Annotated in this window: 18 protein-coding genes; 13 read left to right on the top strand and 5 right to left on the bottom strand. The window is 42.4% G+C overall.

What is annotated here, in order from left to right; genetic code table 11:
* Nucleotides 1-70: 70 nt before the first annotated feature.
* Entirely contained in the window at nt 71-463 is a 393-nt protein-coding gene (locus WB308_RS01540) for a hypothetical protein (protein ID WP_424188312.1), read from the bottom strand.
* Between the two features lie 240 nt (nt 464-703).
* Between WB308_RS01540 and WB308_RS01535 the strand changes: the two genes are divergently transcribed.
* From WB308_RS01535 to WB308_RS01485, 11 genes are all read left to right on the top strand, one after another.
* A complete protein-coding gene (locus WB308_RS01535; protein ID WP_424188310.1) occupies nt 704-1,069 on the top strand; it encodes a GtrA family protein in 366 nt (121 codons plus the stop codon).
* Nucleotides 1,069-2,004 carry a glycosyltransferase family 2 protein gene (locus tag WB308_RS01530; RefSeq protein WP_424188308.1) on the top strand — a complete coding sequence of 312 codons (936 nt, stop codon included), beginning with the start codon at nt 1,069-1,071 and terminating at the stop codon, nt 2,002-2,004. The genes WB308_RS01535 and WB308_RS01530 overlap by 1 nt, the downstream gene beginning before the upstream one ends.
* Nucleotides 1,976-3,850 (top strand): DUF6044 family protein, encoded by a 1,875-nt coding sequence (locus WB308_RS01525; protein WP_424188306.1) that lies wholly within the window; start codon nt 1,976-1,978, stop codon nt 3,848-3,850. Before WB308_RS01530 ends, WB308_RS01525 begins: the two co-directional genes overlap by 29 nt.
* On the top strand, nt 3,847-5,658 hold the full coding sequence (locus WB308_RS01520) for a DUF6044 family protein (RefSeq protein WP_424188304.1): 1,812 nt from the start codon (nt 3,847-3,849) through the stop codon (nt 5,656-5,658). The genes WB308_RS01525 and WB308_RS01520 overlap by 4 nt, the downstream gene beginning before the upstream one ends.
* A gap of 133 nt (nt 5,659-5,791) precedes the next feature.
* A complete protein-coding gene (locus WB308_RS01515) occupies nt 5,792-6,175 on the top strand; it encodes a type II secretion system protein (RefSeq protein ID WP_424188302.1) in 384 nt (127 codons plus the stop codon).
* Nucleotides 6,176-6,289: 114 nt separating this feature from the next.
* Complete coding sequence (locus WB308_RS01510) at nt 6,290-6,736, top strand: type II secretion system protein (RefSeq protein WP_424188300.1); 447 nt, start codon at nt 6,290-6,292, stop codon at nt 6,734-6,736.
* 16 nt (nt 6,737-6,752) lie between these two features.
* Entirely contained in the window at nt 6,753-7,163 is a 411-nt protein-coding gene (locus tag WB308_RS01505; protein ID WP_424188298.1) for a type II secretion system protein, read from the top strand.
* A 4-nt stretch (nt 7,164-7,167) separates the two neighbouring features.
* The gene (locus tag WB308_RS01500) at nt 7,168-9,075 is read left to right on the top strand and encodes a primosomal protein N' (RefSeq protein ID WP_424188296.1); all 1,908 of its coding nucleotides are present in this window, start codon (nt 7,168-7,170) and stop codon (nt 9,073-9,075) included.
* 174 nt (nt 9,076-9,249) lie between these two features.
* Nucleotides 9,250-10,311: a flavodoxin-dependent (E)-4-hydroxy-3-methylbut-2-enyl-diphosphate synthase gene (gene ispG / locus WB308_RS01495; RefSeq protein ID WP_424188294.1), complete on the top strand. Its 1,062-nt coding sequence runs from the start codon at nt 9,250-9,252 to the stop codon at nt 10,309-10,311.
* 2 nt (nt 10,312-10,313) lie between these two features.
* Nucleotides 10,314-11,768 (top strand): replicative DNA helicase, encoded by a 1,455-nt coding sequence (locus tag WB308_RS01490; protein WP_424188292.1) that lies wholly within the window; start codon nt 10,314-10,316, stop codon nt 11,766-11,768.
* 76 nt (nt 11,769-11,844) lie between these two features.
* Complete coding sequence (locus WB308_RS01485; protein WP_424188290.1) at nt 11,845-13,107, top strand: ComEC/Rec2 family competence protein; 1,263 nt, start codon at nt 11,845-11,847, stop codon at nt 13,105-13,107.
* Here WB308_RS01485 and WB308_RS01480 read toward each other — a convergent pair.
* The 3 genes from WB308_RS01480 to WB308_RS01470 are packed head-to-tail and all read right to left on the bottom strand — an operon-like array spanning nt 13,054 to nt 16,050.
* Entirely contained in the window at nt 13,054-13,863 is an 810-nt protein-coding gene (locus tag WB308_RS01480; RefSeq protein WP_424188288.1) for a YihY/virulence factor BrkB family protein, read from the bottom strand. The genes WB308_RS01485 and WB308_RS01480 overlap by 54 nt on opposite strands.
* A gap of 3 nt (nt 13,864-13,866) precedes the next feature.
* Nucleotides 13,867-15,252, bottom strand: coding sequence for an FAD-linked oxidase C-terminal domain-containing protein (locus WB308_RS01475; RefSeq protein ID WP_424188286.1), 1,386 nt, complete (start codon nt 15,250-15,252; stop codon nt 13,867-13,869).
* A 3-nt stretch (nt 15,253-15,255) separates the two neighbouring features.
* Nucleotides 15,256-16,050: a plasminogen-binding N-terminal domain-containing protein gene (locus WB308_RS01470; RefSeq protein ID WP_424188284.1), complete on the bottom strand. Its 795-nt coding sequence runs from the start codon at nt 16,048-16,050 to the stop codon at nt 15,256-15,258.
* 109 nt (nt 16,051-16,159) lie between these two features.
* Between WB308_RS01470 and WB308_RS01465 the strand changes: the two genes are divergently transcribed.
* Nucleotides 16,160-17,353: a peptidoglycan DD-metalloendopeptidase family protein gene (locus WB308_RS01465; RefSeq protein WP_424188282.1), complete on the top strand. Its 1,194-nt coding sequence runs from the start codon at nt 16,160-16,162 to the stop codon at nt 17,351-17,353.
* 9 nt (nt 17,354-17,362) lie between these two features.
* Nucleotides 17,363-17,920 (top strand): NUDIX domain-containing protein, encoded by a 558-nt coding sequence (locus WB308_RS01460; protein ID WP_424188280.1) that lies wholly within the window; start codon nt 17,363-17,365, stop codon nt 17,918-17,920.
* Nucleotides 17,921-17,957: 37 nt separating this feature from the next.
* On the opposite strand, the gene WB308_RS01455 is transcribed toward WB308_RS01460, so the two are convergent.
* The gene (locus tag WB308_RS01455) at nt 17,958-20,108 is read right to left on the bottom strand and encodes a TonB-dependent receptor (RefSeq protein ID WP_424188278.1); all 2,151 of its coding nucleotides are present in this window, start codon (nt 20,106-20,108) and stop codon (nt 17,958-17,960) included.
* Nucleotide 20,109: the final 1 nt, after the last annotated feature.

Genomic DNA, 20,109 nt, shown 5'->3' with positions numbered 1-20,109 from the left:
TGCCCCCTGCGGGTAAATCCAGCTTTGCTTTATGGGGATGGATCCCCGGATCAAGTCCGAGGATGACGAATTATTTGAACTGTGCCGCTAATTCTGTCAAAATTTTTGGAGCCAGTATTTCGGATCCATTGTATTTTTGAAGTTTTACACCGACGTTGTTCATACTTTTAGCCGTATTTTTACACGCCATTTTAACGACGAGATAATCGCAGTCTTCGATCGTGTCGGCCATGGTGTCATGCGCTTTGATATGCTCTATATCATCAGCGTCATGATCACAGGTATGATGTTCGTCGTGATCGTGGTGATCTTCTCCCGCAACTTTTGGATTTGCACGCAGCCCTTCCAATGCAAAGCTTTTAAACATTCCGCCACTGAGGGTAAATACGGCAAAATAAGGGGTGTGCCCTGCATTCCCAGCCATTTTGAGGGTTTCATCCATAACGGGTACGGCGATTTTCATAGCGTTTCCTTCTTTTAATAGAAATTATGCCATATACTAACGTCCTTGAAGTTAATATTTGGATTATTAAGCCAAAGTTTGAGGTGCATTGGTATACTTAGCTAAAATATATGTACAAGACAATAAGGTGAAAAATGGGACATGAGACGACTAAACTTTTTTAGATTGTACTTTGCCCTGAAAATACAGAACAATACTATTTGCTATAATAGTTGAAAAAATAAAAAGAGTTTAGTCCGCTTGAAAGATAATCAATTTTTTAAATTTATGCTGGTCGGCGTTTTTAATACTTTATTTGGGTATGCGGTGTTTTCAATATTAATTTATATAGGACTGCATTATACTCTGGCAGTTTTTATTGGTACAATTATTGGGGTAATATTTAATTTTAAGACGACGGGAAAATGGGTTTTTAACTCACATGATAATGCCTTGATTTGGAAGTTTTTTGGTGTGTATGGAGTTGTTTATCTGTTGAATGTCGCGGGACTCTATTTGTTGGAGAAGATATCAGTCGACATCTATGTAGCAGGAGCAATTTTAATCGTACCAATGGCATTGGTATCGTTTGGGCTTAATAAACGATTTGTATTCAAAGGATATTAATGAAAAAAATAAGCATTATGACCCCGTGTTTTAATGAAGAGGGGAACGTTCGTGAGCTGACATTGCGTATTCGCAAAGTGATGGAAGAACAATTTGATTACTATCAGTATGAACATATTTTTATTGATAACGCATCGACAGATAGTACTGTGGATATTTTAAAGGTACTTGCATCAGAAGACAAGCGGATAAAAATCATTGTGAATTCCAGAAATTTTGGGCATATAAAATCTCCTGCATATGGACTTTTTCAAGCCACAGGCGATGCCGTTATCGCTATGGTTTCAGATTTGCAAGATCCTCCTGAACTTATCTCTGATCTTATCAACAAATGGGAAGCAGGGGCTGATATGGTTTTGGCAATACGTAAAAGTTCTCAAGAAAATAAAATGATGTATAAAATACGTGAATTTTATTACACTCTTTTACAAAAACTATCCGAAGTAAAAATCTATAAAAACTTTACTGGATTTGGCTTATACGATCAAAAAGTGATTAAAGCGCTTAAGTCAATTGATGATCCCTATCCTTTTTTACGAGGAATGATTAGCGAGGTGGGATATACGGTTGATACGATTTTATATGATCAGCCTATACGTCTGCATGGCGTGACAAAAAATAACTTTTATACTCTTTATGATATTGGTGTTTTGGGAATTTTAAATTATTCTAAAATTCCTCTTCGTTTGGCTATTTTTTCAAGTATCATTATTGCTATCGTAAGTATCTTGACGGGTTTTGGGTATTTGATAGCAAAGTTGATTTATTGGGATACGATGTCACTAGGCGTGGCACCATTACTGATCGGAGCATCATTTTCTTTTTCAGTTTTACTATTTTTCATTGGTATCATCGGTGAATATATTGGGATGATTTATACACAAGTTTTGAACCGACCACTAGTTTTTGAAAAAGAGAGAATTAATTTTGATTAAAAATATGAGTGATTACATTTATAGAAATTTATTAAATAATGAACGGTTTCTTTTTTTATTTTCAATACTCGCCGTAGAGTTATACTTATTTCCCCTCTACTTTTTTGGTCAGGGGGCGCAAGTTCAGATTTTTGATAATCTTGATATTGTTTTTCCTGTTTTAAAAACACTAGTATCCAGTGGGCAGATTTTTGCACCATCAGATGCCATTGTCCCCAACATGATGGGTGGACTTCCAAGACTTGTCTATGGGACAGAATTTAATGTTTATGTATGGCTATTTTATTTCTTCCCACCTTTTACAGCCTTTGTTATAAATGAAACAATAATTCATCTTGGTGCATTTTTCAGTATGTTTGTGTTGTTAAATCGCTATTTTATCCCTTCGCATTCTCGCTATCGACTCTTAATTATTCATGCCGTTTCGCTTATGTTTGCCCTTTTGCCCTTTTATACGGGTGCCGGTTTGAGTGTTCCTTCGATTCCTTTGGCACTTTACGCATTTTTAAATATTAGAAGTGGAGTTTGGCGATGGTATGATTGGTTAATCATTATATTAATACCATTTTACAGCAGTTTGGTGCTTGTATACTTCTTTTTTCTTTTGCTGATGAGTGGACTTTTGGTGATTGATTGTGTCAAAAATCGTCGATTCAATCTTAGGTTCTTGCTGGCCCTTGCGATTATGTCATTAGTATTTGTTTTCGTTGAATATAGATTGTTTTATGATACTTTTGTCCAGCATCTTTTTGTGTCTCATCGAACAGAATTTAGAGCTATTCAAGATTATACTTTATTGGAAACGTATCGATCAGCTCATCAATCATTTTTAAATGGGACAACGGATATGGATACGCGAGCTTCTGTTGTCATTATCCCATTTATGCTTTTAGTTATTATTACTACTTTTTTCAAAAAACGTTTACCTTGGCAGCTTTCGTTGAGTTTTATAGGTTTGTTTTTTCTTTGGGTCTCATTGCCAGATTATGGGCAATACATCACGGGAAATAAATTTGCAATGCCAATTATAACCACTCTCTTAATTATTTTATGGATTTTAAAAAAACAGTATCGATTATTTTACGGAGCTATTTTACTTCAAATATTGTTTGCTTATTGGTATGCACTATGGTTCTACCGTGGAACAGGAGAGCTTTCCGATCTTATCCCAATATTACGAGAATTCAATTTTGCCCGTATTGCCATGTTGCAACCTGTGATTTGGATGGTTATTGCAGGACTTGGTATGGTGATAATGGCTCGAAAAATACGCTTTATGCCGCTTTTACTTATTGGCATTGTTTTGGTAGAAGCATATGTGATGTTAAATACTCGGCAGTTTTCGGCACAGAAGTCACCTTTTACGTATAAAGCGTATTTCGCCGAGGATCTTTTTGCAAAAATAAAAAACTATATTAATTTGGATCCTTCGAGCTATCGCGTAGGGTGTATTGGATTTGAGCCATCCATTGCAGTCTTTAATGGACTCTACACAATCGATGGCTATATTACCAGTTATCCTCTCGAATATAAGCATCAGTTTTATGAAATCATCGAAAAAACTCTTTCTACGGATAAGGCTAATCGTGAGCTGTTTTTGGGGTGGGGAAGTAAGTGTTATCTTTTTGATGGGGGTGAATCTACACTCTATTTTCGCTCTAAAGCGACTGTTAAAAAGCTAAGTCTTGATATGAGAGCCTACTATGCGCTAGGAGGACGATACCTTATCTCAGCCCATAAAATAGAGGAATCTCAGCTTAAACATTTGGCTTTTATGAAAGAATTCAGAGATACAAATACCTTTTGGACGATGTATTTGTATCGGGTTGATCTTACTAAAGAATGATACATTTAAGTAATCGTAACGCTCTTTGGTTTTTCATCAGTATTAGTGCGCTTTTTTTGTATCTTTTACCGCTCGTAGTATATGGTGAAAATAACTATATTCGTGTTCATGATAATCTAGATATTACTGTCCCCTCATTAAAAATATTAGCGCAAAGCGGGATGATATTTAGCAACTCTATGGAGATTGTTCCCAATATGATGGGAGGATTGCCCAGACTGGTTTATGGGAGCGAATTTAACTACCTGCTTTGGCTTTTTGTTTTTTTTAAACCTTTTACAGCCATGTTCATCAATGAAATATTCATTCATTTTGTCGCTTATTTTAGCATGGTTGCTTTGCTGCAAACTATCTTACGTGATCAAGACGTTGAATTTAAAAATGCCATTATCCATCTTTCAAGTCTTTGGTTTGCTCTAACCCCCTTTTTCCCTGCTACAGGATTGGGTGTTGCACTTCTCCCTTATGCCCTCTTTTTATTGTTAAAAATGAGATCACGGCAGGATAGGTGGTTTGACAGGACAGCGTTGCTGATCATTCCATTTTTTAGTAGTTTCGTATTGATCTATCTCTTTTTTTTATTTTGTATCGGTGTTTTCTTTATCGGTGAAATGCTTATGAATAAAAAAATAAATACGAAACTATTACTAGGTTTATTTGGCATGATCATTGTGTTCTTGTTTATCGAGTATCGTCTTATTTATGAGATGTTTATTGGAGATGATTTTATTTCTCATCGGAGCGAGTTTGTAAGAAAATCCGTTGATTTTATGGGGGCATACCGTGGAGCTCATAACGCATTTTTATTTGGACAATCTCATTCGATAAATTTGCAATTTTTCTATGTATTGGCAATGCTTCATCTCGCCATTGTTATCTCGTGGCTAAAAAATCGTTTATCCGTTACTATCTCATTGCTGATCGTTTTACTCTTTATGGTCTCTTTGTTTAGTGGATTATGGGAAAGCATATTGATGTCTCAATATTATCTTCCAATTCTTTTTCTTATCACGTTAATTTCACTAACGTATCAAAAACATTTTCGATTATTTTATGCTTTCTTGTTGTTGGTAGTATGTTGTTCAGCGTGGTACGGGTTTTGGTATTATCAAGGATGGATTGAATTTTCACAATCTATAGCACTTCTCAAAACATTCGATTTTTCCCGTTTTATTTTACTTACAAGCCCTATTTGGTATTTATTATTTGCGCTGGCCGGTATAATTATCCTCAAAAAGATACACTTTGGTATGGTCATAGTGGCAATAATATCGCTATTACAGCTTAATCAGACATTTGAATCCGCCCAATTTTTTCCAAATCCTAAAGGGATGACGTATCAAAAATTCTATGATACAGCACTGTTTGATGAAATTAAAAATTTTATAGCCAAAGAGCCATCCAGCTATAAAGTTGCGAGTGTTGGTATCCATCCTGCAGTTCCTCTGTATAATGGTTTTTATACTTTAGACGGTTATGCTGCAAACTATCCCCTTTCGTATAAACATCAATTTAAACAATTGGTAGAAAAAAATTTCTTATTCAATCCTAACGCTTACACGTTTATCGAAAATTGGGGGAGTAAATGTTACCTCATAGCAGGAGAATACAGCTATGATGAGTATCAGAGGGGGAGTGTTATCGAAAATTTTCATTTTAATGCAGAGCTTTTTTATGCGATGGGAGGACGGTATATACTTTCAGGCTATAAGATTAATAATGCAGCTGAAAATCATTTACAATTTCAAAAAGTGTTTACTTCGTCTAAAAGTTATTGGAGCATATATCTTTATCGAGTCGATCTCTAAATCATCATTAAAGATTAAGTTTTATTTTAGAGATAGAAATGTAATAGGTTCAGCTAAAATTAATCTATAATGACAAATAATACTAATAGAGTTACAAGTGTAACTACTTTATATTATGCATAAGGAGTAAGCCATGAAACGTTCTGGTTTTACTATGATCGAGTTGATCTTTGTTATTGTTATTCTAGGTATTTTAGCGGCAGTAGCTATTCCAAAATTGGCAGCAACGCGTGATGATGCAAAAGCATCAAAGGCGGCAACTGATTTGGCAACATTTATTGGTGATGTTGGAGCGTATTATACCTCGAAAGGTGCGATTGCGACAGACGCGAGCGCAACAAACGTGGTTCTTGCAAATGATGCGTGTTTTGCTACGACAGCATCTACGTCAAGTTCTATTACTATTTCTGGTGGAGCAAGTGTTGCTACCCCTGCATGTTCTGCTGCTAACACCATGGCATCAAAAGCAGGTAATTTAGGTCTTAAAACATTCGGTGGATCAGGCGTAACGTACTAAACCATTGTATGTTTTACTAATTCCCAAGTTTTAACTTGGGAACATAGTTAACTCTTGAATTGAATTTTGGTGATTGTGGCTCAATCGTAAAATTCAGCGCAATAGGATGAAATGATGAAACGAACTGCTTTTACAATGATAGAGTTGGTTTTTGTCATTGTTATTTTAGGGATTTTGGCTGCTGTCGCAATACCAAAATTGGCTGCAACGCGTGATGATGCTGTTAATTCCGGTCTTGCTCAAAATATTGTTGGCGGAGCAGGGGAGATAGCGGCTTATGCAACGGCAAACGGTCAGGTGTTGGATGATTTGACGCTCATGTCGAATGGAATGAAAACACTGGTCGATACGGGTGCGGGTGTCTCTACGAGTAAAAAAATGACCGTTACACGCGGTGCTGATAGTGAATGTGTTGTTGTTGAGATAGTTACAAGCGGGGGAATAGATACGCTTACTATTAGTACCAGTTCAAGCTCTGATCCTAAATGCTTAATACTGCAAAGCTTGATTGATACATCTACCTATCCTATGGTTTTACGAGGTACAAATGTTGTTTTATAAACGAAAAGCTTTTACAATGATCGAGTTGGTATTTGTAATCGTTGTATTGGGGATTTTAGCGGCTGTTGCTATACCAAAGTTTGCAGCAACTCGTGATGATGCGCAGATAGCCAAAGGTCGGAGTGATGTTGCGGCGATCCGTGCGGCGATTGTGAGTGAACGGCAAACACGTTTGTTAAAAGGGGAGAGCAGTTATATTTCAGCTTTACATGGTGCTACATCCGGTGTATTGTTTGATGGAAATGATTCAACCCATAAACTATTACAGTATGGGATTACGTCCGAAGATAAAAATGGACATTGGCAGTTAGCGAGCGGGAAATATATTTTTAAAGTAATGAACGTTAATAATGAATTTACTTATAATTCGGCTGATGGAACGTTCAAATGTACCTCTGGAACCTATTGCTCTGACTTAACCAATTGATAAAGTGACAGTATATTTTTACTCGATAGCCCTTTTGGGCTCCCCTCTCGAACCTCTTACATATCAATCAAAAGTACCTCTCAATATCGGTAGTAAGACGGAAGTTGCACTTTCCGGCCGCTCGCTGCACGGGGCTGTCATCGAATTGACCGAAAAACCTGATTTTTCAACCCAGCCGGTTGGTGCTGTTCTCCCTTTTGTATATTCGCCAACGCAACTCAAAACCGCTCAGTTTATAGCAGAATATTACGGGTGTTCGCTGGGGGAGGCATTAAATCTTTTTGTTCCATATCAACGTCATTGCGGACTTGATCCGCAATCTGAGATTCCGAATCAAGTTCGGGATGACGGAGTATGTCATTCCCGCGTAGGCGGGAATCTAGCTTATTCTTCAATTGCTATTATCCTCTCGGAAGTTCAATGTGAAGCTCTTGATTTTATCCGTACCCATCCCGTCTCCCTTCTCTTCGGCGATACGGGTGCGGGAAAAAGTGAAATCTATATGCGGCGGATGGATGAAATCCTTAGCGAGGGAAAACGGGCACTGCTGCTGCTTCCGGAAATCTCCCTTACCCCTCAGATGGAGACCCGTTTTAAAAATCATTTTGGAGATGCGGTAGTACTGTGGCATTCCAAAATGACACCGAAGCAAAAAAAAGTGACATTGGATAAGATTTATGAGGGTACGGCGCATATTGTCGTCGGTCCCCGGTCGGCACTGTTTTTGCCGATTCACGATTTGGGGCTGATCGTTGTGGATGAAGAACACGATGAGAGCTATAAGTCTTCCTCCCGCCCCCGCTACAATGCCCGTGATATGGCGGTTTATATCGGAAATCTGCTCAAAATACCGGTGATACTCGGAAGTGCGACACCGAGTTTGGCGAGCTATGTGAAATATCCGTTTTTCCGATTACGAGGAGGGTATTTTGAAGCCAAACGGACCTTTGTGTTTGAACCCTCCATTGAGGCATTGACTTCAAGCATCGATCGCGCCGTGATGGAAAATTTTGCTACGGGCCATCAGGGGATCGTTTTTATCCCTACGCGAGCCAATTTTAAATATACCGTGTGTGATGCGTGCGGCTACCATGTAGAGTGCCCATTTTGCAGTGTCGGGATGTCTCAGCATAAAAATTCTCGTGCCCTCAAATGCCATTACTGCAATTACACCGAAGTACTTCCGAAAGTGTGTCCAAAATGTCAAAGCGGTGCGCTGCGCACGGCAAGGCTGGGGACGGCCGAGGCGGTAGAACATTTCGGAAAACTGAGTGAAAAATTGCGGGTTCAGCAGTTTGATCGCGATGTCATTACGACCCAAAACAAACTCATCAAAGTGCTCGGAGCATTTAACAACCGCGAGATCGATTTACTGGTCGGAACACAGATGCTCTCCAAAGGGCATGATTATCATGATATTACCTTGGCCGTCGTGATGGGGATTGATAATCTCCTTTCCCAGTCTGATTATCGAGCTCGGGAAAAGGCATTGTCGTTGCTGGTGCAGATCGCCGGGCGGAGCGGTCGGAAACAAAATGCGACGGTGATCGTCCAAAGTTTTAATGCCTCTTTTTTCCGAAACTATTTGGACGATTATGAAAAATTTTTGATCGATGAGATGAAAATCAGAGAGGGGCGTTATCCCCCTACCAAAAAGTTGGCACGGTTACTGTATGCCCATAAAAATGCTCTTAAGGCAAAAGATGTCATGGAAAAGGCGGTTGAGCAAATCGAGCAGATGGAGAAGGTGCAGATCGTTGGGTCCGGAGCTTCTCCGATAGAAAAGATTGCCGATAAATACCGTTTTCAAATACTGTTGCGAAGCGATAAAAGTACCGATCTGATTCGTGCTATCAAGCATGTGAAATCGCCTCTGTGTGAGATCGATATGGACCCGATCGAGTTTACGTAACCAAACTTTCGTCATTCCCGCGAAGGCGGGCATTGTGCCCCTCGCGGGTAAATCCAGCTCTGCTTTATGGGGATGGATCCCCGGGTCAAGCCCGAGGATGACGGAGAACAAATTCATCTGTATAAGATTAGGTCATAACTTTATTTTAACATCTTAAAAGCTACAATCTCCCCTATGATAACACGCTACCCTACTAAACAGATTTTTGTCGGAAATGTCGCTATCGGCGGTGATGCTCCAATCTCGGTGCAGTCGATGACTTACTCACGCACTGCCGATGTCGCGGCAACCGTCGAGCAGATCAACCGTCTCCATTTTGCCGGCTGCGATATCGTTCGTGTCGCGGTTCCCGATGAAGAGGATGCGCATGCGCTTAAAGCAATCAAAGAGCAGATTTCCCTTCCTTTGGTTGCTGATATCCATTTTAACTACAAGCTTGCCCTTATTGCGGCAGAGAGCGTGGATTGTATCCGGTTTAATCCAGGAAATATCGGAGAAAAATCCAGGATTCGCGAAATCGTCAAAGCATGTCAGGAACGCTCAATTCCTATCCGTATCGGGGTGAATGCCGGGAGTTTGGAAAAAGAGTTTGAACAGCGTTACGGTCAGAGTGCGGAGGGAATGGTCGCTTCGGCGGAGTACAACATTAAATATCTCGAAGATCTCGGTTTTACTGATATTAAAGTCTCTTTGAAAGCGAGTGATGTTCAGCGTACGGTCGAAGCGTATCGGATGTTGCGCCCCAAAAACAACTATCCGTTCCATCTGGGCGTTACCGAAGCGGGGACGATTTTTCATGCAACGATCAAAAGTGCAATCGGCTTAGGGACCCTCTTGCTCGAAGGGATCGGCGATACGATGCGGGTATCCATAACCGGAGAACTGGAAGAGGAGATCAAAGTAGGGCGTGCCATTCTCAAAGACAGCGGGGTCGCAAAAGAAGGACCGAATATTATCTCCTGTCCGACTTGTGGACGGATCGAAGCTGATCTGGTGAGTGCGGTTGCCGTGATTGAAGAGCGTACGAAACACATTAAAAAGCCGCTTGACCTTTCGGTGATGGGGTGTGTTGTGAATGCAATCGGAGAAGCGAAACATGCGGATGTCGCTATTGCCTACGGTAAAGGTTCAGGTCTTGTGATGGTTCGCGGTGAAGTGGTTGCCCGTCTCGATGAGGATAAACTCGTTGACCGTTTTGTTGAAGAGGTCGAAAAAATGGAAGCGGAAGAGGATTAATTGTGGAAGAATCACTCTATAACTTAGCTTTTGAACGATCTGTTTTAAGCTCGATCATTTTTGACCCTTCACAGTTTGATGATTTTGATGCGGTTTTAACCCCCGAGGATTTTTATCTTTCGGCGCATCAGGAGATTTACCGCTCTATGCTGAGCTTGGCCCATCGTGATCTCCCGATCGATGAGGAGTTTATCCGTAAAGAGCTCACGGCAAAGCAAAAGTTTGATGAACGGGTGATGGTCGATATTCTCACCGCGAATCCGATTGCCAATACCAAAGCATACGTCCAAGAGATTAAAGACAAAGCGATTAAACGCCATCTTCTTACCCTCACGACCGAGATCAAGCGGGTAACGCTAGAAGAGGAACTCAGCGGAACCGATGTTGTCGATTTGGTCGAGAAGAAGCTCTATGAGATTACCCAAAGTTCTCAAGCGACCGACTTTAAAGATGCTCCCTCAATCGCAGATGAGACGTTGGCCTACATTGAAGAGATGAAAGCACGCGGAGATGCCATCCTCGTCGGAGTGGATACAGGATATGCGGAACTCAACAAAATGACGACAGGATTCGGGAAAGGGGATTTGGTTATTATTGCCGCCCGCCCGGCAATGGGGAAAACCTCGTTTGCCCTCAATATGGTTCAAAATCTCCTTGACAAAGGGAGTGGGGTTGCTTTTTTCTCGCTGGAGATGCCGGCAGAGCAGTTGATGCTGAGATTGCTCAGTGTACAAACCTCGATTCAGCTTCAGCGTCTCCGTGTCGGAGATATGAATCCGCAGGAGTATAAACAGCTTAATGATGCGGTTGACAAGATGCGCCGCTCTAAACTGTTTGTAGACGATCACGGCTCTGTCAATATTCATCAGCTCAGGTCCAAACTGCGCAAGCTCAAAAGCCGTCATCCTGAGATCGAAGTAGCGGTCATCGACTATCTCCAGATCATGAACGGTACGGGGGGAAAAGATCGTCACCTTGAAGTCAGTGAGATTTCACGGGGACTGAAGATGTTGGCCCGTGAGTTGGGGATCCCTATCGTTGCTCTCTCTCAGCTTAACCGCGGTCTCGAATCGCGCGCCGATAAACGCCCGATGCTCAGTGATATCCGTGAATCGGGTTCGATCGAGCAAGATGCCGATATCATTCTTTTCGTCTACCGTAACGATGTTTATCTCTATAAAGAGGAGAAAGAGCGGGAAAAAGAGGCAATTTCTGCCGGAAAAGAGTTTATCTCCAAATACGTTGAAAAAGAGGAAGAGGAGGCGGAGATCATCATCGGAAAACAGCGTAACGGTCCAACGGGACATGTGAAGCTGATGTTCCAGAAGAAATTCACCCGATTCGTCGATCGTCCGACGTTTGGTGCGGCGCAGATTGTGTATGAAAGTATCGATATGAAAAGTGCGACGATGAATATCGATGAAGGTGTTCAGAACGTTTCGATGCCGATAATATAATTTTGTCATTCCTGCGAAGGCGGGAATCCAGCTGGATCCCCGGGTCAAGCCCGAGGATGACGGGGAGGGGAATTTTATGTCTAAGCTCGAACGCGTTGATCTCTTCGATTTCAAAAGCGGCTCCCTTTTTGTTCTGTTTCTTTTTTTTATCCTCTCACTCTCTCTTTCCTATGAATACTATAAATTTACCGAACTCAAAACCTTTGACGATCCCCTCGTACGTGCTGAGGTAATCGATCAAGAGGTGCGTCTCATCAATGATAAGCCTAAGACTTCTATGAAACTTCGGCTTGTGAACGGTGCACATGTGCGATGCGCGATGAGTCCTTATCTACGTGATTTACGCGGACGTGAGGTGTTGGTTGAACTTCAGGTGGCAAAGGTTACTTTTTTAGACTATATAAAAGGCTTTCATGCACGCGGGATAATTTATGAAGTTTATCCGCAGCTGAGCCTCAAAGAGCAGTGGTATCGTCGTATCGCATCAACGCATGAAGATCAATGGATGAAAGAGCTTTACGGGGCACTTTTTGTCGCTACCCCCATGTCCCAAGAGTTTCAGATATTGGTCGGGGCAATGGGGCTCAGTCATATCCTCTCTATCAGCGGCTATCACTACGGTATTATTTCACTGATCGCTTACTTTTTTCTCCGTCGTCCCTACCGGTGGCTTCAAAATCGTTACTTCCCTTATCGTCATGGCAATCGGGATCTCTTTTTTATCATAGTGGGCATTTTGTTTCTCTATCTATGGGCATTGGAATTTATCCCCCCGATGGTGAGGGCATTTGGGATGATTGCGGTGGGATATTGGCTGTATGATCGTGGGATAAAAATCCTTTCAATCCAGACCTTGTTGATTGCAGTGGGACTGATACTCTCATTTTTCCCTAAGCTTTTTTTCTCACTCGGATTTTGGTTCTCGTCGTTTGGGGTCCTCTCAATCTTCATATTTATCCGTTATTATGAGCATTGGAAGCCGTGGCAGATATTTTTGGCCCTTCATATCTGGTGTTATCTGGTACTGCTGCCCATTTCACTTTCAATTTTCGGAACGTTCGGATGGTGGCATATCGGCTCGATTCCCCTTGCCCTTTTGTTTAATCTCTATTATCCTGCCGTTTTAACACTGCACCTGACACCATGGGGCGACTTTTTTGATCCTTATCTCATAACGTTATTTGAATCGGGAGATATTCATAAGGTTGTCATACCGATGTGGATAGGGCTGGGGAGTGTTGTTTTGGCATTGGGGGCCATGCGGTGGAAAACAGCGTTTTGGGCGTTAGGAATTCTGGGCATTGCGACGTTGGGCGGCGCGGTTTATCAGATAGCATAGCTTCATTCCATAGATCACGATGATCCACGAAACATAAATCCATAAAAAGAAAAAGATAAGGGCTGAGAAGGAGCCGTACATCGTTGCATAGGTTTTGTTGTAAAAGACATAGTGGACAAAGCTGTTTTTAGCCAATCCCCATACAATCGCAACGATAAAGGAACTGAGTGCCGCTGCTTTGGTTGAGACATCGGTATTGATGGCGATTTTATAGATAATAAAAAAGATCCCCCATAACAGTAAAAAAGGGAAAATAGAGAAGGCCGCAATGATCAAGGGGCTTTCAAACGATGTTTGAATATAGGCTTTGAGACTCATGGAAGCTATAAGGACAATCGGCGTAAGGGTTATAAGGGTCCAATAAGTGGTGATCGCTTCCCAGATTTTTCTCTGAGGCGCTTTGAAAATTTTTTCGGCGATGTATTCAAAATTTTGGAAAAAGAGCATGGAGGAGATAATCATCGTTATAAAACCGATGATTCCAAGTTGTACTGAATTTTGGAAAAAAGATTCGAGATATTCGGCAATTGCGGCCGTTTGTACCGGCATAATATTCTCAAAGATAAAAATCTGAATTTTGGCGTATTGATCTTCAAATATGGGAACATTGGTAATTAGACTCATGGAAATAATAAGGAGCGGTACAACAGTAAAGATGGTATAAAAACTAAGGCTTGAAGCGTAAACGGTAATATCGGGATCAAAGAGGGCAAGGAAGAAAAGACGTATATGTTTCCATGCTCTTTGGATCATCATTGATTACGCAAGACCCATTTTTGAGGGATTGAGAATATTGTTAGGATCAAATGCCCGTTTGATCGATTGAAACAGCGCCATCTCTTCTGGAGTGAATGCCATTGACATGTAGGGAGCTTTTGCCAAGCCGATACCGTGTTCGCCGCTGAGGGTTCCACCCAAATCAATCGTCGCTTGGAACACTTCACGGATTGCTTCGTAGCCGATTTTCACCTGTTCAGGATCTTTGCCGTCGACCATTACGTTGGTATGGACGTTTCCATCGCCTGTATGTCCAAAACAGGGGATGTTAATATTGTATTTTTGGGCAATCGCATAAAAACGTTCCAGCAGTTCAGGGAGTGCGGAACGGGGAACGGTAACGTCTTCGTTGATTTTTTTGGAACCGTACACTGAGAGCGATTGGCTGGCATTTCTGCGGGCAAACCATAAATCAGAGGCTTCTTGCTTATCTTTCGCAATTTTGAATTCACTGCATCCATTTTCACGGAATACTTTTTCAACCAGTCCGAGTTGAAAATCGAGGTCTTCTTCGAGATTTCCATCGACATCGGTGACCAAAATGGCTCCAGCTTCCACGGGAAGACCTTTATGATAGACTTGTTCCACGGCACGGATCGTGAGATTGTCTAAAAACTCCATGGCGACCGGAGTGACACCACTCGCCATCGTTTTATAAACGGCTTCCATCGCTGCATGAACGGTTGGGAAAATACCCATCGCCGTTTTGGTCATTTTAGGTTTTGACAGGAGTTTAAGGGTCACTTCGGTGGTAACGGCGAGTGTCCCCTCTGAGGCGATCAAAATCCCTGCAATGTTATATCCGGCAACGTCTTTGATGGTCCGTTTTCCCGCTTTGATGATGTCCCCGTTAGGAAGCACCGCCCGGATCGCCATAACGTAGTCTTTGGTAATACCGTATTTGGCTGCGCGCATGCCGCCGGCGTTTTCGTTGACATTCCCACCGATGGTCGAATACTCCTGACTTGCCGGATCGGGAGGGTAGAAAAGACCTACCTCTTCCACCGCTTTTTGCAGCTCCATATTGACGACTCCCGGCTGAACGATAGCAACCATGTTTTGCATATCGATCTCGAGGATCTTATTCATATGTTTTTCAAAGGCCAACACGATCCCGCCGGATGAGGGAAGGGCTCCTCCGGTAAATCCGCTTCCGGCTCCGCGCGGGACAATAACGATACGGTGCTCATTGCAGTATTTCAGGATATCACTGACATCTTGTTCATGGCGTGGGAAAAGGACAGCTTCGGGCTCAAAATGCTCGCGTGTCGCGTCGTAACTGTAGGCAATCAGATGGGCTTTGTCGCTGTAAACATTCTCTTTACCTAGCAGAGAGGTGAAAAAATCTAAGGCAGAAGTGCTAAGCATAGATTACTCCTTGATTTGAAAATGGCGTAATAGTGCGCTTTTATCGCTAAATTTCGCTTTGTAGAGCTCATATAGTTCTTTGTTTTGTGCATTGTTTAAAGCAATAACGTCGAGGTAATACGGATCATAACTCTCCAAGCGTGAACTTCCCTCACCCCACCATGCCGCACGGATCGTTGGAATGCGGGTATAGAAGGGGGTTTGCTCTTTCTCAGAAGCATGCAAAGAAGGGGTGCTCTGGAGAAGTGTAAAGCTTTTGCAATCAAGGGTAAAAAGGGTTTGGGCGCTTTGGATATAGAGCAATCCTACCGAATTGGCGGTGCAGTAACGTTTGAAGTCTTCGACGAGGGGGGTAGGGTGCCCTTCATAGGAGAGATAGCTGGCGTAGTTATCGGGGTGAATCCATTCGATACCGGAGATACTTTTGGTAATTGCGTCGTAGGCATCTTCGTTCGGAGCGATTAAGAGGGCGCGTTCATAATCGGAAGCTAAGACGGCCATATCCGATATTTTTGGGACCCAGTTACCGCTTGGGAGTGAGTTTTGACGAAGACCGTCGTATTCGCTGAGTTTCAAAATGGCACGTCCATTGGCAGCATTTGTTTTTTCGACGCGTGCATTAGCAATAATAGTGCTGTGAGCAGCGTCAAATTGACGAATAATAAAACCGCTCATTCCTTCACGTAAATTTTCGGCTACAATCGTTGCTCGGTTCTTCTCAACCTCGAGTAGTGGTGCAGTAATGGATGAAGCGTTTAAGACGCCACACGCGATAAGAGTAGTAAGCCAGATGCGCATCATGGTAACCTTTGGGTAAAGTAATTAATAGCGATTATAGCTTATCACATCTTTGTAAATGGAATTTTTGCTATGATTTAAATCTTTTTTATTTTGATCAAGGATGAGAATGGGCCGTTTGTTTGCATTATTGTTATTGCCCCTTCTCCTTTTCGGTGGCTCTGTAAAACCGTTTAAATGGAAAGACGGTGAAAGTTTTCTCACCTTTTTAGAGAGAAAAAAGCTCCCGCTTACCGTCTATTATAACCTCGATAAAGAGGATCAGAAACTTACCGAAGATATCCCCTTCAGTGCCAATTGTCAGATGATTGTGGATAACAAAAATTTTATTCGTCAAATTCTGATCCCTGTGAATGATGAACTTCAATTGCAGATTTACCTCACTCCTAAAAAACGTTATGAAATGAAAGTGACTCCAATCATCAGTGAAGAGTATACGGAGACCCTTTATGTTCCGATTCAAACCCTTCCTTATGATGACATACTCAAAACAACCGGTTCTAAAAATTTAGCTTCAGTATTTGTCAAAATGTTTAAAGGAAAAGTTGATTTTCGAAAAGGATTGCAGCCGGGTGCTCCGATTATTATGGTCTATACCCAGAAATATCGTCTCGGGAAACCGTTTTCAATGCCGGAAGTGCATGGTGCTATGGTAGAAATTAACGGAAAGCGCGTAGCGATTTACCGACATACCGATGGACGGTTTTATGATGAAAAGGGAGGGCAATATGAGACGTTTTTGTTTAAGCTCCCGATGCGAAATGCCCGTATAACCTCACGTTTTACGAAAAGCCGTTATCATCCGGTACTTCACCGTTACCGTGCCCACTTGGGAGTTGATTTCGGAGCGCGTCCCGGGACGCCGATTTTGGCTACGGGTGATGGACGTGTCAGTTTTGCCGGATATTCGACAGGATATGGAAAAACAATCAAGATACGGCATGAGAACGGATTGACCAGCCTTTATGCGCATCAAAAATCGTTTAAAAAAGGGATCCATTCGGGTTCAAAAGTAAAACAAGGAGAGATCATCGGCTATGTCGGTTCATCAGGGCTTTCATCCGGTCCGCATCTCCATTTTGGAATGTACCGGGGAAGTACGGTTATTGATCCTCTGAGTGTCATGAAGAAAAAAACCGAAGGGTTCAGCGGTAAAGAGCGTAAAGCGTTTCTTGCAATTCGTGATAAAATAGATAAAAAATTCAAACAGGCACTTAAAAACAAACCGGTTCGAAGACCTTATTTTGATTTTCATGAAACTTATTACGTTGATAGCACAACGTTTAAACCTAAACCTTTTTAAAGAATATCAATGATTACAGATGTTACTATCGTACCCTGTGAAAATTCGGCTTTTGTGAAACCGAAACGGATGCACTATTTCCAAAAGGGCATTTCCAAAATATGGGATATGGTGGAAGTTCACGACAGTGTAGCGATCCTTTTGTACCACGAAGAGCATGAAACACTCATTGTTGTCCGGCAATTTCGTCCTCCTGTTTATCTGAAAAACGGGGATGGTTATACGTATGAGCTGTGTGCCGGAATCGTGGATAAAGATAAAACACTCGTAGAGATTGCCCACGAAGAGATACTTGAAGAGTGCGGATACAACATTCCTATTGAGCGGCTAGAGCGTATAACATCCTTCTATACTGCTGTAGGGTTTGCAGGATCGGTACAGACCCTTTATTTTGGCCGTGTGGATGAGTCCATGCGAGTGAATGACGGCGGCGGGGTAGAAGCTGAGATGATTGAAGTAGTCGAGATTCCTGTAAGTGAGGCAAAAGCATTTGCGATGGATGAAACCAAAGCCAAAACGCCGGGATTGATGTTTGGTTTTGGATGGTTTTTTGAAAATCGAGCATAGGTTCCCGCAAAAGCGGGAAATAACAGAAAGGTTTTGATTAGAATTTATAACTTACCGTCGTGTAGAAGTTTCGGCCCGGCTCGTTGAGGACAAGAGGATCGGTAAGACTGGCACCCGTAATCAACTCATTCCCGATATAGCTATTATTGACCGCATAGGTACGGTTGAAGAAGTTGTTGATTCCGGCCATAAGCGAAAACCCATTTTTAAAGTCGTGACCGTATTTGAGGTTTAAAATAGCGTATCCCGCCACCTCTTTTTCGCCGTTATCGCTGTCGATAGTTTGGAAACGTGCACCAATCCATTCGGCCATAGCATAATTGATGGCATCATCAAATACCAATGCAACACGTCCTTTGAGCGGAGGGATCTCTGCCAAATCTTTATCGGTTTGAGGCAATGTTGCTAAAGCATCCAGTTGAGCAACATCTTTTTTGGTCCCTTTTTGATACGCCATACCTGATTCAACTCTCCACTCGGTGTTTAGAAGATAATCGGCTTGAAGATCGAATCCGATGATACGAGCATCGATATTGGCCCAGGGTGAAAGGGTTTGAACCCCTGATGTTGTGGTAACGGTTTGATTTTTATACTGATAGATGAAATCTTTCAAGTCACTGTAAAATGCCGTCCCTTTGATATGGAAATTTCCGGCAGTATGTTCGGCTCCCATATCGATCTCACGATTGATTGTTTCGTTCAGATTGTCATGCGGGATAGAGATCGTGGCCCCCGTTGTATCTTTTGCCGATGTCGGCCAGTAGAGTTCTTTTGCATCGGGTACCCGTACGGATTGACCGATACCGATAAAGACATTGGTCATTGGGGTGTAGTTATATTTGGCCATCAGATTGGCACTGATATTGTTATACTCTTTGTCTTTAACCGTTGCCATTAATGTTTGATCCGCATCGATGGTGGTGTCATCGTATCGAACCCCACCGCTCAAATCGTATTTCTCGATTGATTTTGATGCTTTTGCGTAAAGGGCAATATTTTTTGTATCGACATCGGGGAGAAGGACGGAAGTAACGGCTGGAGGATTCATAGTTCCACCCGGCGTTGTAACTAACGAAGCCACATCCATAGTTTTTGTGCCGTTCCAATTACGGATACTTCCATCCAAACCAACCGATACCTTAACATTATTGACATTGAGCGTGTTTTCAATCGAAGCACCTTGCATAGTAGCTTCGACCGGAGCCACCGTTGGAGTTGCCATAGTCGTAGTATAGGTTGTTCCACCACTCGTAAACATCATCGGCATATCCCAATTTCTAAAATTGGTTCCCATAACATGTTTAACTTTGGAGTGATACGCTTCGACTTTGAGTTCATCGGAATAATCAGAGAGATTAAAGAGTTGGTATGTTGCTTTGAGCATATCGGTATCATCGACTTGTGCATCCATCGGATAGCGCGGATAAAGGATATCATCGGCACGGTCGCCGAAATAACTGAGGGTTAATTTTTGATTGTCGCCGATCTTACCGACGACTTTGGCCCAGAAATTGTTTCGATCATAAGCGTTTGCATCTCGGTAAGCTGCATCGTACTCTTGTGCCGGAGATTTGGCTAAAAGCTCTGTCTGCTCAACCAGTGTCCGCCCTTCACCGTCTTTATACTGACCACTTGTTTCACGACTGAATCCGACCAGGGCTTGAACGGTATCGTTCCCCCCCTCTAAAGTCGTGGAGAGTTTACGGTAATCAAAGCTTCCCAGAGTCGCGGAAACTTCACCGTGAAGTCCCTTTTCGGGGTCTTTGGTCACGACATTGATTTTACCGCCGAGGCTGCCGAATTGGGTAACGTCAAACGGACCTTCTTGGACTTCTACTGCCGCAATTTGGCTCGAAGATACGTGCATCGCCGGTGGATCCATTCGGTTGGGGCAGGCACCGCACACTTTCGCATCATCTATGGTGACGTTGATATTGTCTTTACGGAATCCGCGAAGGATGATATCGTTGCCGACGCCGCTGTTACGGACATGGGTGATTTCGGGAAGAGCTCCTGAGAGCATTTCTCCCAAATCGCTTTGGCGGGAGAATTTGACCATCTCATCGGCCGAGACGTTTTTGGCATCTGATTTTCCGCCATCGGCTTCAACCGTGATTTTTTGGATCGTGACGGGTTCAGTGGCAAGCGCAAGCGTGGCCGCCAGTGAAAGGAGGGTAAATTTCTTCATA

The organism is Sulfuricurvum sp. (assembly GCF_049587615.1).
Taxonomy (GTDB): Bacteria; Campylobacterota; Campylobacteria; order Campylobacterales; family Sulfurimonadaceae; genus Sulfuricurvum.
Note: the sequence above shows the minus strand (reverse complement) of the source record. Positions and strands in the feature narration are given on the sequence as shown.

What these genes read in the sequence shown, in the direction of transcription:
- WB308_RS01540 (WP_424188312.1), bottom strand. Translation starts at nt 463, where the DNA reads ATGAAAATCGCCGTACCCGTTATGGATGAAACCCTCAAAATGGCTGGG.
- WB308_RS01530 (WP_424188308.1), top strand. Translation starts at nt 1,069, where the DNA reads ATGAAAAAAATAAGCATTATGACCCCGTGTTTTAATGAAGAGGGGAAC.
- WB308_RS01520 (WP_424188304.1), top strand. Translation starts at nt 3,847, where the DNA reads ATGATACATTTAAGTAATCGTAACGCTCTTTGGTTTTTCATCAGTATT.
- WB308_RS01515 (WP_424188302.1), top strand. Translation starts at nt 5,792, where the DNA reads ATGAAACGTTCTGGTTTTACTATGATCGAGTTGATCTTTGTTATTGTT.
- WB308_RS01510 (WP_424188300.1), top strand. Translation starts at nt 6,290, where the DNA reads ATGAAACGAACTGCTTTTACAATGATAGAGTTGGTTTTTGTCATTGTT.
- WB308_RS01505 (WP_424188298.1), top strand. Translation starts at nt 6,753, where the DNA reads ATGATCGAGTTGGTATTTGTAATCGTTGTATTGGGGATTTTAGCGGCT.
- ispG (WP_424188294.1), top strand. Translation starts at nt 9,250, where the DNA reads ATGATAACACGCTACCCTACTAAACAGATTTTTGTCGGAAATGTCGCT.
- WB308_RS01485 (WP_424188290.1), top strand. Translation starts at nt 11,845, where the DNA reads ATGTCTAAGCTCGAACGCGTTGATCTCTTCGATTTCAAAAGCGGCTCC.
- WB308_RS01480 (WP_424188288.1), bottom strand. Translation starts at nt 13,863, where the DNA reads ATGATGATCCAAAGAGCATGGAAACATATACGTCTTTTCTTCCTTGCC.
- WB308_RS01475 (WP_424188286.1), bottom strand. Translation starts at nt 15,252, where the DNA reads ATGCTTAGCACTTCTGCCTTAGATTTTTTCACCTCTCTGCTAGGTAAA.
- WB308_RS01470 (WP_424188284.1), bottom strand. Translation starts at nt 16,050, where the DNA reads ATGCGCATCTGGCTTACTACTCTTATCGCGTGTGGCGTCTTAAACGCT.
- WB308_RS01465 (WP_424188282.1), top strand. Translation starts at nt 16,160, where the DNA reads ATGGGCCGTTTGTTTGCATTATTGTTATTGCCCCTTCTCCTTTTCGGT.
- WB308_RS01460 (WP_424188280.1), top strand. Translation starts at nt 17,363, where the DNA reads ATGATTACAGATGTTACTATCGTACCCTGTGAAAATTCGGCTTTTGTG.
- WB308_RS01455 (WP_424188278.1), bottom strand. Translation starts at nt 20,108, where the DNA reads ATGAAGAAATTTACCCTCCTTTCACTGGCGGCCACGCTTGCGCTTGCC.